The sequence below is a fragment of the Nocardiopsis baichengensis YIM 90130 genome (genome assembly GCF_000341205.1).
In the GTDB taxonomy this organism is placed as follows: Bacteria; Actinomycetota; Actinomycetes; order Streptosporangiales; family Streptosporangiaceae; genus Nocardiopsis_A; species Nocardiopsis_A halophila.
The window spans coordinates 318781-331616 of the sequence record NZ_ANAS01000005.1; the positions used below are offsets into that span (position 1 = coordinate 318781).

Annotated in this window: 8 protein-coding genes; 5 read left to right on the forward strand and 3 right to left on the reverse strand. The window is 75.6% G+C overall.

The features are described 5' to 3' along the window. The first annotated feature begins 239 nt into the window (after nucleotides 1-239). Nucleotides 240-2579: a TOMM precursor leader peptide-binding protein gene (locus tag C892_RS0105035; protein ID WP_017556336.1), complete on the forward strand. Its 2340-nt coding sequence runs from the start codon at nucleotides 240-242 to the stop codon at nucleotides 2577-2579. Then, the gene (locus C892_RS0105040; protein ID WP_239647260.1) at nucleotides 2576-3952 is read left to right on the forward strand and encodes a nitroreductase family protein; all 1377 of its coding nucleotides are present in this window, start codon (nucleotides 2576-2578) and stop codon (nucleotides 3950-3952) included. The genes C892_RS0105035 and C892_RS0105040 overlap by 4 nt, the downstream gene beginning before the upstream one ends. 18 nt (nucleotides 3953-3970) lie before the next feature. On the opposite strand, the gene C892_RS0105045 is transcribed toward C892_RS0105040, so the two are convergent. From C892_RS0105045 to C892_RS0105055, 3 genes are all read right to left on the reverse strand, one after another. Next, the gene (locus C892_RS0105045) at nucleotides 3971-4576 is read right to left on the reverse strand and encodes a response regulator transcription factor (RefSeq protein WP_017541267.1); all 606 of its coding nucleotides are present in this window, start codon (nucleotides 4574-4576) and stop codon (nucleotides 3971-3973) included. Nucleotides 4577-4756: 180 nt separating this feature from the next. Next, nucleotides 4757-5470: a response regulator transcription factor gene (locus C892_RS0105050; protein WP_017541266.1), complete on the reverse strand. Its 714-nt coding sequence runs from the start codon at nucleotides 5468-5470 to the stop codon at nucleotides 4757-4759. Continuing rightward, nucleotides 5464-6780, reverse strand: coding sequence for a sensor histidine kinase (locus tag C892_RS0105055; RefSeq protein ID WP_204366441.1), 1317 nt, complete (start codon nucleotides 6778-6780; stop codon nucleotides 5464-5466). Before C892_RS0105055 ends, C892_RS0105050 begins: the two co-directional genes overlap by 7 nt. 512 nt (nucleotides 6781-7292) lie before the next feature. Between C892_RS0105055 and C892_RS0105060 the strand changes: the two genes are divergently transcribed. Genes C892_RS0105060 through C892_RS0105070 form a run of 3 tightly spaced genes read left to right on the forward strand, consistent with a single transcriptional unit; the run spans nucleotide 7293 to nucleotide 12513 of the window. Next, a complete protein-coding gene (locus C892_RS0105060) occupies nucleotides 7293-8723 on the forward strand; it encodes a family 2B encapsulin nanocompartment shell protein (protein WP_017556339.1) in 1431 nt (476 codons plus the stop codon). Continuing rightward, entirely contained in the window at nucleotides 8723-11080 is a 2358-nt protein-coding gene (locus tag C892_RS0105065) for a terpene synthase family protein (RefSeq protein WP_017556340.1), read from the forward strand. The genes C892_RS0105060 and C892_RS0105065 overlap by 1 nt, the downstream gene beginning before the upstream one ends. Beyond that, nucleotides 11077-12513: a family 2B encapsulin nanocompartment shell protein gene (locus C892_RS0105070; protein WP_040685304.1), complete on the forward strand. Its 1437-nt coding sequence runs from the start codon at nucleotides 11077-11079 to the stop codon at nucleotides 12511-12513. Before C892_RS0105065 ends, C892_RS0105070 begins: the two co-directional genes overlap by 4 nt. Nucleotides 12514-12836 lie beyond the last annotated feature (323 nt).

Here is a 12836-nt window from a genome sequence, read left to right on the forward strand (position 1 = left end):
CATGCACCTGCATGACGAACGCACTGCAGGTGCGGCCTTGAGGAGGGCCACAATGAGTCGGCCCGCTCGACCTGAACGAAGGACCCCTACCGACGCACCCCAGGACGCTCCGCCCCGGACGCAGGAGGCCCCCCGGATGACCCCCGCACCGACCGCCGAGACGACACCGACGCCGTTGGACCGCGCCGCCTCTGCCGCCGCTGCCGCCACTGCCGCCGCTGCCGAAAGGGCGGTCTGAGATGCGCCCGGCCGTACCCGACAGCGACCGGCGCGAAGACCGCGGAAGCCGGGAACCCCTCGACCGGGGCGCGGCCCCGGAGCCGCTGGGCTTCCGGGCCGGGCTGCGCGCCGAGACCGTCCCCGGCGAGGGCGTCTACCTGTTCTCCGAGACCGGCGTGACCACCCTGCGCGGCGCCGGGATCGAGGCGCTCGCCCCGCTCCTGGACGGCACCCGCGACCTCGGCGCGCTCCGGCGGAGCGCGCCCGCAGGCCTGCCCCCCGACGCCGTCGACCGGATCGTCGGCCGTCTGCGCGAGGCCGGCCTGGTCGCCCCGACCGCGCCGCAGCCGCCCGCCCAGGCCGCCTACTGGGAGGCCGCGGGGCTGGTGCCGGCCGCGGTCGCCCGCGCCACCGACGCCGCCCCCGTCCAGCCGGTCTCCGTCGGCGGCGCCGACGCCACCGCGGCGCTGCGCGCCCTGGCCGGCACCGGGCTGCGTACCGCCGACGCGGTCGCGCACCGCCCCGGCACCGGCTACGCACCGGCCGACGGCTCCGCCCTGTCGGTGGTGCTCTGCGGCGACTACCTGGACGCCGGCCTGGACGAGATCGACGCCGCGCACCGGGCCCGGGGCCGCCCCTGGCTGCTCGCCCGCCCCACCGGGGCCCGGGTGTGGATCGGCCCCTTCTTCACCCCGGGCCAGGGCGGCGCCTGCTGGCACTGCCTCGCCCACCGGCTGCGCTTCCACCGCCAGGCGGAGCTGCGCGCCCAGCGCGACCTGCGCCTGACCGGTCCCGTCGCGTGCCCCTCGCCCACCGTCCCCGCGCTCTCCTCAGCGGCACTGGGGATCATCGCCCTGGAGGCGGCCAAGTGGACGGCGGGCCACCGCGACGGGAACCAGCGCGCGGTGTGGACCCTGGACAGCCTCACTCTGCAGACCCGCCACCACGAGCTGCGCGCCCGCCCGCAGTGCGCCTACTGCGGCGACCCCGGCATGGTGCGCGCCCGGACACGGCGCCCCGTGGAGCTGCACCCCCGCCCCAAGACGGCCGATGGCGCCACCGGGCACCGCTCGCGCGCCGCCGAGGACGTGCTGGCGGACTTCGGCCACCTGGTCAGCCCGGTCACCGGCCTGGTCAAGGAGCTGCGCGCCGACCCCTCCGCGCCGCCCGGGGCGCACATCTACCGCAGCGGCCCCAACATCGCCGCCGCCTGGACCGACCTGGAGCAGATGCGCATGGTCACCCGGGCGGAGAACGGCGGCAAGGGCACCACCGACCTGCACGCCCGGGTCAGCGCGCTGTGCGAGGCCCTGGAGCGGCACAGCGGCGCCTACCACGGCGACGAGGAGGTGGTCCGCGGCAGCTACGCCGAGCTGGCCGACCGGGCCGTGCACCCGGACGCGTGCATGCTCTACGACCCCCGGCAGTACCCCGGCCGGGAGCGCTGGAACGCCGAGCACGGCCCCTTCCAGCACGTGTGCGACCCGTTCGACGACCACTCCCCCCTGGACTGGACCCCGGTGTGGTCGCTGACCGGCGAGCGCACGCGCCTGCTGCCCACCGCCCTGCTCTACTTCGGCGCGCCGCACGAGCCGGGCTGGGCCCCGGTGGTGGCCGACTCCAACGGCAACGCGGCCGGGACCAGCCTGGAGGACGCGGTCCTGCAGGGCGCCCTGGAACTGGTGGAGCGGGACGCGGTGGCGCTGTGGTGGTACAACCGCACCCGGCAGCCGGGCGTGGACCTGGACGCCTTCGCCGACCCGTGGGTGGACCGGATGCGCGAGGCGTTCGCCGGCGCCGGGCGGCGGCTGTGGGTCCTGGACGTCACCTCCGACCTGGGCGTGCCCGCGATGGCCGCCGTGTACCGTAACACCGGCCCGGGGCCGCAGAACGTGATGTTCGGCTTCGGCGCCCACCTGGACGCCCGCACCGCACTGCGCCGGGCGGTGGCCGAGGCCTGCCAGATGATCCCGTGCGCGGAGGGGGTCCGGGGCTCGGACGACCCCGACGCGGCCCGCTGGCTCGCCGGGCCCGGCACCGACGGCGCCCCCTACCTGCTGCCCGACCCGCAGCGGCGCCCGCTGCGGCCCGCCGACTACACCGGGGCCGCCGGCGGCGACCTCGCCGCCGACGTGCGCACCCTGCGCGACCGGTTCGCCGCGGCGGGCCTGGAGACGCTGGTGCTCGACCAGACCCGGCCGGACATCGGGCTCCCGGTGGCCAAGGTCATCGTGCCCGGCCTGCGCGGCTTCTGGTCCCGGTTCGCCCCGGGCCGCCTCTTCGACGTCCCCGTGGAGCTGGGCAGGCTCACCGCGCCGACGCCGTACGAGGAGCTGAACCCGGTCCCCATATTCCTGTGACCCTTGGACGGCAGATGTTCCAGCACGGCGGCGGGGCACACCCCCAGCGACTGCTCTCCCTCATCGACGGCGCCCTGGTCGAACAGGGCGGCGACGGTTCGCTGACCGTCGCCTCGCAGTGGGGGGACGTCCGCGTCGCCGAACCCGGACCCGCCGTGCGGACGCTGCTGGACCGGATGTCGCTGGGCCCGGTCTGCCCGGACAACGTGCTCCCCCCGGAGGGCCCCGAGCGGGACCGGGAGCGGGGGGAGCTCCGGCGCGTGCTGCACGAGCTGGACGGGTGCGTGGTCCACTCGCTGTCCGACGGCAAGCTGGGCGGGCCGGTGCTGTCCGTGGAGCCGGTCGCGCCGCGGGCCCGGTTCGCCCCGCCGCTGCCGACCGAGCCCGCGCCGGGGCTGGTGGTGCGGGTGTCCCGGTACGCGGTGGTGCGCACCTCGGGCACCCGGATGCTGGCCGAGTCCCCGCTGGCGCTGCACCGCGTGGTGCTGCACCGGCCCGAGGCGCTGCGGGTGATCGGGGCGCTGGCCGCACCGGTGGGGCCCGAGGAGCTGGCCGAGGCGCTGGACGACGTGCCGCCCCCGGTGCTGTGGGAGGTGCTCGCCCACCTCACCGCCGCCGGCGTGGCGGTGCGGGGCCGGCGCGGGTCCGAGGGGGGCCGCCCGGTCCTGCTGGAGGACACCGATGCCCGGCTGGCCCCCTGGTCCCCGCACGACCTGCTGTTCCACTCCCGGCGCCGCCCCGGGCGCGACGGCCGGTCGCTGGCCGCGGCCGCCCGGGCCACCCGCGGGCACCGGCCGCCGCCCCGGCGGGTCCCCCTCCCCGGTGCGGCGGCGCCGGCGGGCGGCTCGGCGCCCCCGGGGCCGGGCCGCCCGCTGCGCGCCGTCGACCTGGGCACGCTGCTCTCCCGGGCCCTGGACCAGGGCGCGCCCGGCGTGCTGGACGCGGTCCCGGCGGTGCTGGGGACGGAGCGCTCGCTGGACTTCTACGTCACCGTCAACCGGAGCCGCGACGTGGAGCGCGGCATCTACCGCTACTCCCCGCGGGGGCACGATCTGTGGCTGGTCAACTCCGACGAGCAGGACGTACGGGCGCTGCTGGACTGCGCCCGGGTGGCCGGCGGCGGCGGTCCGGCCCCGGCGGTGCTGATCACCATCGCGGCCCGGATGCCGGCCATCCCGCGGTCGGTCGAGGCCAGCCCCTACGCCACCGCGCTGCTGCTGACCGGCGCGCTGCAGGAGCGGCTGCGCCAGGCCGCCCAGGACATGCGCCTGGCCGCCTCGGTCCTGGTCACCGGGGACGGCGAGACCTCGGCCCGGGCGCTGCGGCTGGACGGCATCGCCGAGATCCCCACCGGCGACGTCGGCGCCGGGTGAGGGCCGGCGGCCGACCGGTCAGATCCAGCCGGCCTCCCCGGCGATGCGGATGGCGTCCACCCGGTTGCGGGCGTTGAGCTTGGTGGTCGCCGATGTCAGGTAGTTGCGCACCGTCCCGGCGGTCAGGAAGAGCCGCCCGGCGATGTCGGTGACGTCGATCCCGTCCGCGGCCAGCCGGAGCACGTCCAGCTCGCGGGGGGTCAGCGGGCACTCCTCGGTCTCGAAGGCGGCCAGCGCCAGCTCCCCGTCGACGACCCGGCGCCCGGAGTTCACCCCGCGCACGGCGTCGGCGAGCTCCTTGGGCGGGGCGTCCTTGAGCAGGAAGCCGCCGACCTTGGCCTCCAGGGCGCGCCGCATCGTCCCCGGCTTGCCCAGACTGGTGAGGATGAGGGTGCGCGTGTCGGGCGCCTTGTCCCGGATCTCGGTCGCGGCGGTGAGCCCGTCCTTGCCCGGCAGGTCGATGTCGATGATCGCGACGTCGGGCCGGTGCCGCAGAACGGCCGGGAGGATCTCGTCCCCCGAGACCAGTTCCGCCACCACCTCGATATCGTCCTCAAGGCCGAGGAGGGACACCAGCGCTCCCCGGACCATGTGCATGTCTTCGGCCAGGATCACCCGGATCACTGCTGTGTTCTCTTCCTTTCGGCGGTGAACGGCAGCGGCCCGCTCTCCGCCGCCACGGGGGCGGTGGCCGCCTTCGGACACCTTATAGGCCCCGGCCTCATCCCGACTTTTCACAATTGTCCACTTTCGGACAGGATATCCGCGGAAGGGTCGACCACCTGCGGATTCAGCGCCGTCGCCTCAGGAGGGCTGCTCGGCGTCATTGGCGAGCAGCGCGATCTGCACACGGTTGTTCAGATCGAGCTTGGCGAGGATCCGGGAAACGTGGGTCTTGACGGTGGGCAGGCTCATGAACAACGCTTCGGCGATCTCGGCATTGGAGGCGCCCCGGCCGATCGCCGAGGCCACCTCGCGCTCCCGGTCGCTGAGCAGGGCCAGCCGCCCGCGCGCCCGGTCGCGCCGCCGCAGGGCCTCGTCCCCGCCGCCGGCCACGTGCGCGATCAGGCGCCGGGCGACCGCAGGGGAGAGCACCGGCTCACCGGCGCGCAGGCGCCGCAGCGCCCCGACGATCTCCTCGGGGCGGGTGTCCTTGAGCAGGAAGCCGGCCGCGCCCGCGCGCAGCGCCCGCAGCACGTGCTCGTCGGTGTCGAACGTGGTCAGGATGAGCACCTCGGGCGCGTCCGGCGCGGCGCGCAGCGCCTCGGTCGCCGCCAGGCCGTCGGTTCCGGGCATCCGGATGTCCATCAGGACCACGTCCGGGCGCAGCCGCCGGACCTGTGCACAGGCCTCGTCGCCGTCCCCGGCCTCGCCGGCCACCTCGATGTCGGGCGCCCCGCCGAGCATCAGCGCCAGCCCGGAGCGGACCATCGGATCGTCGTCGGCCAGCAGCACCCGGGTGCGCGGCCCGTGGGCGGAGTCGCCGCCCTGCCCGGTGTCCTGCGGGGTGCTCACCATGCCGCCCAGGGTAGCCAGGCCCGCACCCCGAACCCGCCGTCGGCGCGGCGCCCGTGCTCCAGGCGCCCCCCGGACAGCTCCGCCCGCTCGGCCAGTCCGACCAGGCCGCTGCCCGACCCGGCGCCGGCAGGGGGCGCGGAGCCTCCCCCGGCCTCCCCCGGCGGCCCGGAGACCACCTCCACCTCCAGCCCGGCGCCCGGCCCGCCGGACACCCGCACCGCGACCCGCGCGCCCGGAGCATGCTTGCGCGCGTTGGTCAGGCACTCCTGCACGATCCGGTAGGCGCTGCGCCCCACCGCCCCCGGCGCCTCACCGGGGGCGCCGACCTCCTCCTCCAGGGCCACGTCCATGCCCGCCTGGCGGGACTCCTCCACCAGGCCGCCGACCGCCTCCAGCCCGGGCTGCGGGCACTCCCCCGGCCCGGCCTCCTCCAGGCCGGGCGCGCCGCCCGCACCGCCCGCACCGCCGTCCGGGCCGTCGGACCGCAGCATGCCGATCACCTCGCGCAGGTCCTCCAAGGCCCGGTGCGCGCTCTCCCGGATCACCCCGGACGCGCGGGCGACCTCCTCGGGCGGGGCGTCGCGACGGTACTCCAGCGCCCCGGCGTGCACGCTCAGCAGGGACAGGCGGTGCCCCAGGACGTCGTGCATCTCCCGGGTGATGCGCTCGCGCTCGGCCAGCCGCGCCCGGTCGGCCAGCAGCACCGCCTCCCGCTCGGCCAGCCGCACCCGCTCGGCCTGGGCCCGCGCCTCCCCCTCGGCCCGCACCGCGCGCTCGCGCAGCGAGTCCACCAGGCTGCGGCGGGTCCGGGCGTACATGCCCCAGCCCAGCACCGCGAACGACGTCCCGCCGCCGGCCACCAGGCTGAACAGCAGGTTGAAGGCGTAGGGCAGGGCGGGGTCGGGGCGCAGCACCCCGAAGACCAGGGCCGCGGCCGACGCCGCGCCGCCGATCGCCAGGGCGGTCCGGGGCGGGCGCCGCAGCGCCGCCCCGTACAGGGCCACCAGCATCGCGCCGCCGGCGAACTCGGAGAAGGTGCTCAGCGCGACCAGCACCACGGCCACCCCCACCGGCCACCGGCGGCGCAGCCACACCGCCCCCAGGGAGACCAGCCACGCGAGCTGGTCGAGGGTGACGAGGGCCGGGGGGACCTGGCGCGGGACCTCCTCGGCCGCCGCGACCAGCACCATGAGCGGCGCCCAGGCGAACACGAACAGGAAGACGAGCACGTCCAGCGCCCACCGCCGCACCGACCGCGCCACCGCGCACCCCCTCCGGCCGAATCCGACTCCGACCCTACCGTCGGACATTCCCCTCACTCTGCGCCCGCACGCGCATTCCGGCTGTGCCCGCCGTGTCCTCCTATACCCGATCAACGGTTCAAAACAATTCACTCAGACAAAGAGGATGAGGATGCGCCGCCTCCGGGGATGTACGCCGAATACATGGCGGATCCACAGGGACGAAAACCCGCACTCACCACTTCTTTCCGGAAATGGTTGATGCATGGCCGCAACCCGGACCTCCCCCGTTCCTTCGCAGCCCGAAGGGGGTACACCGCACTTCTCCGGATCGCTCCACCCGGGACCGAATCACACACACCACACCGGATCGCACGCATTTCACCGCCCGTCGTGAATATGCTCCGGCATGTCCCCAGAAAGGCGGGGGTAGGACGTCGGTCGACCGAGCGGGCTTTCGACCCCCGTACGCCCGAACGGACCTTCCGGAGGAATCCGCGCCCCCGCGGAGCCGTCCGGGCGGACCGTCCCGGGCGCCCCCCTTTGACACGTCCACGCGACTGCAGAAACGGCGGTGCACTGTGACCGAGCAGCTCGAAACCGGTACCGGACCCCAGGACGGCGCCCCCCAGCCCCAGCGCAGCCTCGGTACGGCCGCGGCGCGCAACCTGGCGACGACCACCAAGTCCCAGCCGCAGATGCAGGAGATCTCCTCCCGTTGGCTGCTGCGGCTGCTGCCCTGGGTGCGCACCGCGGGCGGCGCCTACCGGGTGAACCGCCGGCTCAGCGCCGTGGTCGGCGACGGCCGGGTCACCTTCACCACCCGCGGCGCCGAGATCTCGGTGATCCCCCAGGAGCTGCGCGAGCTCCCCCTGCTGCGCGGGTTCGACGACGACGCCCTGCTCGCGGAGCTGGCCGCCCGCTTCGAGCAGCACGAGTACGAGCCGGGCCAGCCGATCGTCACCGCCGGGGACGCCGCCGACCGGGTCCACCTGGTGGCGCACGGCAAGGCCAACGAGATCGGCGCCGGGGAGTTCGGCGACCCGGTGGTGCTGGAGACCCTGGTCGACGGCGACCACTTCGGCGACCTGTCGCTGGTGGGCGGGGACGACCAGTGGGAGATCACCGTCAAGGCGGTCACCCCCACCACCGTGCTCTCCCTGCACCGGACGGCCTTCCAGGAGCTCGCCGACCGCTCCGAGGACCTGCGCGCGCACGTCGAGGCCTTCCTGTCCGGGCTCGACGCGCCCGTCAACGAGCACGGCGAGGCCGCCATAGACATGTCCTCCGGCCACGTCGGCGAGCCCGACCTGCCGGGCACCTTCGTCGACTACGAGCTGGCGCCGCGCGAGTACGAGCTGAGCGTGGCCCAGACCGTGCTGCGGGTCCACACCCGGGTGGCCGACCTGTACAACGAGCCGATGAGCCAGGTCGGCGAGCAGCTGCGGCTGACCATCGAGGCGCTGCGCGAGCGCCAGGAGAGCGAGATGGTCAACAACCGCGACTTCGGGCTGCTGCACAACGCCGCGCTGGAGCAGCGCATCCCCACCCGGACCGGGCCGCCCACCCCCGACGACATGGACGAGCTGCTCGGGCTGGTGTGGAAGGAGCCGGCGTTCTTCCTGGCCCACCCGCGGGCGATCGCCGCCTTCGGGCGCGAGTGCTCCGAGCGCGGCCTCTACCCGCAGACCGTCGACCACGGCGGGCACCAGATCCCGGCCTGGCGCGGGGTGCCGATCTTCCCGTGCAACAAGATCCCGGTCAGCTCCACCCGCACCTCCTCGATCATGCTCATGCGCACCGGCGAGCAGAACCAGGGCGTGATCGGGCTGAACCAGACCGGCCTGCCCGACGAGTACGAGCCCGGGCTGTCCGTGCGGTTCATGGGCATCGACGAGAAGGCGATCATCTCCTACCTGGTCAGCACCTACTACTCCGCGGCCGTGCTGGTGCCCGACGCGCTGGGGATCCTGGAGCACGTCGAGATCGGCCGGGAGCACGGGCAGGCCTGATGCACCCCTACCGCATCCCGCCGTTCTACGCGCTCTACCCCGCGCGGCTGAACCCCCACGTGGAGGCCGCGCGGGAGCACTCCAGAGCCTGGAGCGAGGAGATGGGCATCTTCGACGACACCGGGCCCGACGGCGCGCCCGTGTGGAGCCGGAGGAAGTACGAGGCCCACGACTTCCCGCTGCTGGCCGCCTACACCCACCCCGACTGCGACGAGCGGCTGATGAAGCTGGCCTCCGACTGGTACGTGTGGGTGTTCTACTTCGACGACCACTTCCTGGAGATGTTCAAGCGGACCCGGGACCGGCGGGCCGCCCGGGACTACCTCCTGGGCCTGCGGGCGTTCATGCCGCTCGACCCGGAGGCCCGGGTGCCCGCCACCGCCGCCCCCGTCGAGCGGTCCCTGGCCGACCTCTGGCGGCGCACCGCACCGGCGATGTCCCGGGACTGGCGCGAGCGGTTCCTGGGCTACACCCGCAACCTCACCGACGAGTCGCTGCGCGAGCTGGTCTCCATCGCCAAGGACGAGGTCGCCAACCCCATCGACTACCTGCAGATGCGGCGCCGCGCCGGCGGGGCCGAGTGGTCGGCCGGGCTGGTGGAGGCGGTGATCGGGGCCGAGCTGCCCGCCCGGGTCGCCCGCACCCGGCCGATGCGGGTGATCACCGACGCCTTCGCCGACGCCGCCGGGATGCACAACGACGTGTACTCCTACCAGCGCGAGGTCGAGGAGGAGGGCGAGCTCGACAACGGCGTCCTGGTGATGGACACCTTCCTGGGCTGCGGGCCGCAGCGTGCGGCCGAGGTGATGCGCGACGTCGTCGGGTCGCGGATGCGGCTGATCGAGAACACCGCGGTGGCCGAGCTGCCGGCGCTGTTCGCCGAGCACGCGCTCGACGAGGAGGAGAAGGCCCGCGTGCTGCGGTACGTCAAGGGGCTGCAGGAGTGGTTCTCCGGGACCGACGAGTGGCACCTGCAGTCCGGGCGCTACCCGGGGGCGGCCTCGACCGCCGCCGCGAGCGGCCTGCCGGTCCCCTCCGGGACGGGCACGGCCGCGGTGCGCGCGGGGGCCACCGCCGCCCTGGGCGCGCGGGCGCTGGCCGCCTCGCACGGCCCGGTGCCGCGCGCCCCGGCCGAACCCGTCGAGGCGCCGGAGTTCACGATGCCCTACCCGCACCGGACCAACCCCCGGCTGGAGCAGGTGCGGGCGCACGTGCGGGAGTGGGCGGGCGCGATGGGCATGCTCTCCACCCCGGTGTGGGGCCCCGGCGCCTTCGAGGACGCCGACTACGGCCGGTTCGCCGCCCTCACCCACCCCCGGGCCGGGGCCGAGGAGCTGGAGCTGGTCGGCGACTGGCACGTGTGGGGCTTCTACCTCGACGACATGGTGGTCCAGGAGTTCAAGCTGCGCCGGGACCGGGCGGGGGCGCGGGCCTACCTGGAGGGGCTGCGGGCGTTCCTGGGGCCGGACCCGGCGGCGGGCCCGGCCCCGGCCGACCCGGCCCAGCGCGGCCTGGCCGACCTGTGGCGGCGCACCGCGCCGCTGCTGGGGCCCACCGCCCGGGATGCCTTCCCCGACCTGGTCGGCGGGTTCGCGGAGTCCTGGCTGTGGGAGCTGGCCAACGACGCCCAGCACCGGGTGCCCGACCCCATCGACTACATCGAGATGCGCCGCCGCACCGCCGGCACCTCCTTCTCCCTGGGGCTGGCCCGGCTGGCGGCCGAGGGCGAGGGGGGCGACCCGCTGCCCGAGGAGTTCCTGGCCGACGACGCGGTCCGGGCGCTCACCGAGTCCTGGGCCGACGTGGGGCCGCTGCGCAACGACATCCTCTCCTTCCGCAAGGAGATCGAGGAGGAGGGCGACGTCAACAACGGCGTGCTGGTGGCGCAGCGGTTCTTCGGGACCTCCGCACAGGAGGGCGCGCGGATGGTGGCGGCGGCGGCCGACGCCCGTCTGGAGGAGTTCGAGCGGGCCGCGCGGCAGGACGTCCCGGCGCTCTGCGCCGAGCTGGAGCTGGGGCGCGGGGCCGCGGCGCGGGTAGAGCGGTACATGAACGACCTCCGCCTCTGGCTGGCCGGGGACCACGAGTGGTCCCGGGCCACGGGCCGCTACCGGGCCCCGGCGGCGCCGGGGTCCGGGGGCCCGGCCCTGCGCCGCCTGCTCGGCGGCCCGGGCGGCCCGGGCACCGCGGCCGCCCGTCCGCCCCGCCCCGACGCGCCCGACGCGCGCGGCGGCCCCGTGCCCCCGACCGAGACCGACCGCACCAGAGCCGACCGGCCGCCCGCGGCAGCCCGCGTCTCCGGCCCCGCCCACCCCCTCTTCGACCGACCGCCCCTCGACGAACGGTGCGCACCATGACCCAGACGCACGACGGCCCCGGCGCGGCCGCGGACGGGGTCCCCCCGCCCCCGCAGAGCCTGACCACCGGTGCCGCGCGCAAACTCTCCACGACCACCAAGACCCCGCCGGCCACCCTGGAGACCACCCCCCGCTGGCTGTCCCGGATGCTGCCCTGGACGGACGTCCCCGGCGGCGCCTACCGGGTCAACCGCCGGCTCACCCATACCGTCGGCGACGGGCGGGTCCCGATCGTCCGCGTCGGCACCGAGCACCGCCCCCTCCCGGCGGGGCTGCGCGAGCTGTCCCTGCTGCGCGGCGCCGACGAGGGGAGCCCGCAGGGAATGGAGGCGCTGAACGCGGTCGCCGACGCCTTCACCGCGGTGCGCTACCGGCCCGGCGAGGTGATCGCCGAGGCCGGGAGCCCCGCCGACCGGGTGCTGCTCGTCGCGCACGGCAAGGTGCGCCGCACCCGCTCCGGGGAGTTCGGCGACCCGGCGCGGCTGGGGCTGCTCTCCTCGGGGGAGGTCGCCGGGTCGGCGGCGCTGTCCGGGCCCCGTTCGCAGGCCGAGCCGTGGGACGCGACCCTGACCGCCGCCACCGCGTGCACGGTGCTGGCGCTGTCCGCGGCCGACTTCGCCGCGCTGCGTGACCGGGTGCCGGCGCTGGAGGCGGTGGTGCGCAGGGCCGCGTCGGCGCCCCGGCCGCGGACCAACAAGCTCGGCGAGGCGGCGGTCGCGATGGCGGCCGGGCACCGCGGGGAGCCGACGATCCCCGGGACGTTCGTCGACTACGACCCCGCGCCCCGCGAGTACGAGCTGGGCATCGCCCAGACGGTGCTGCGGGTGCACACCCGGGTGGCCGAGCTGTACAGCGAGCCGATGGACCAGCAGGGCGAGCAGCTGCGCCTGACGGTCGCGGCCCTGATGGAGCGGCGCGAGCACGACCTGGTCAACGACCGGGGGTTCGGGCTGCTGCACAACGCCGACCCGCGCCAGACGGTGTCCACCCGGTCGGGCCCGCCCGGCCCCGACGACCTGGACGAGCTGCTCAGCCGGCGCCGCAAGTCGGAGTTCTTCCTGGCGCACCCCAAGGCGATCGCGGCCTTCGGGCGCGAGTGCACCCGGCGCGGGGTGATGCCCGGCACGGCACGGGTGGAGGGGCAGGCGGTGACGACGTGGCGCGGGGTGCCGCTGCTGCCCTGCGACAAGATCCCGATCAGCCGCTCGGGGACCACGTCGGTGCTGGTGATGCGCACCGGCGAGCAGGACGAGGGGGTGATCGGGCTGCACCGCACGGGGCTGCCCGACGAGCACGTGCCGGGGGTGTCGGTGCGCGCCATGGACATCGGCGACCAGGCGATCCGCCGCTTCCTGGTGACCGCCTACCACTCGGTCGCCGTGCTGGTGCCCGACGCGCTGGGGCTGCTGGAGGACGTCGAACTGGGCCGGTGACCCGCCGCACGGGGCGGAGGTTCCCCGTGTCCGGCGACGGCGCACGCGCACGGGAAGGGGGCGACCGATGGCGGCGGCATCCGAGCGCTCCCCGGCATGCGGCCCTGCCCCTACGGCGCCTTCGCCTACCGAAAGGCGTCCACCGACCACCCCCTCGATCGTCGACGGGGGTTCGTGGCCCGGTCGGTGGAGGCACCCCCGTGGCCACCCGACGACCGAGAGGAGCAGACCGGCGAGGAACCCGTGTGAAGGACCCGTGTGACGGAGCCGACGAGGCGCGGACGACGCTCCGGGCCGCGACGTCCCGGGCCGAGGCCCCCGAC

Excerpts from the sequence above, each read along its gene's own strand:
- C892_RS0105035 (WP_017556336.1), top strand. The coding sequence starts at position 240 with ATGCGCCCGGCCGTACCCGACAGCGACCGGCGCGAAGACCGCGGAAGC.
- C892_RS0105050 (WP_017541266.1), bottom strand. The coding sequence starts at position 5,470 with ATGGTGAGCACCCCGCAGGACACCGGGCAGGGCGGCGACTCCGCCCAC.
- C892_RS0105055 (WP_204366441.1), bottom strand. The coding sequence starts at position 6,780 with ATGTCCGACGGTAGGGTCGGAGTCGGATTCGGCCGGAGGGGGTGCGCG.
- C892_RS0105065 (WP_017556340.1), top strand. The coding sequence starts at position 8,723 with ATGCACCCCTACCGCATCCCGCCGTTCTACGCGCTCTACCCCGCGCGG.
- C892_RS0105070 (WP_040685304.1), top strand. The coding sequence starts at position 11,077 with ATGACCCAGACGCACGACGGCCCCGGCGCGGCCGCGGACGGGGTCCCC.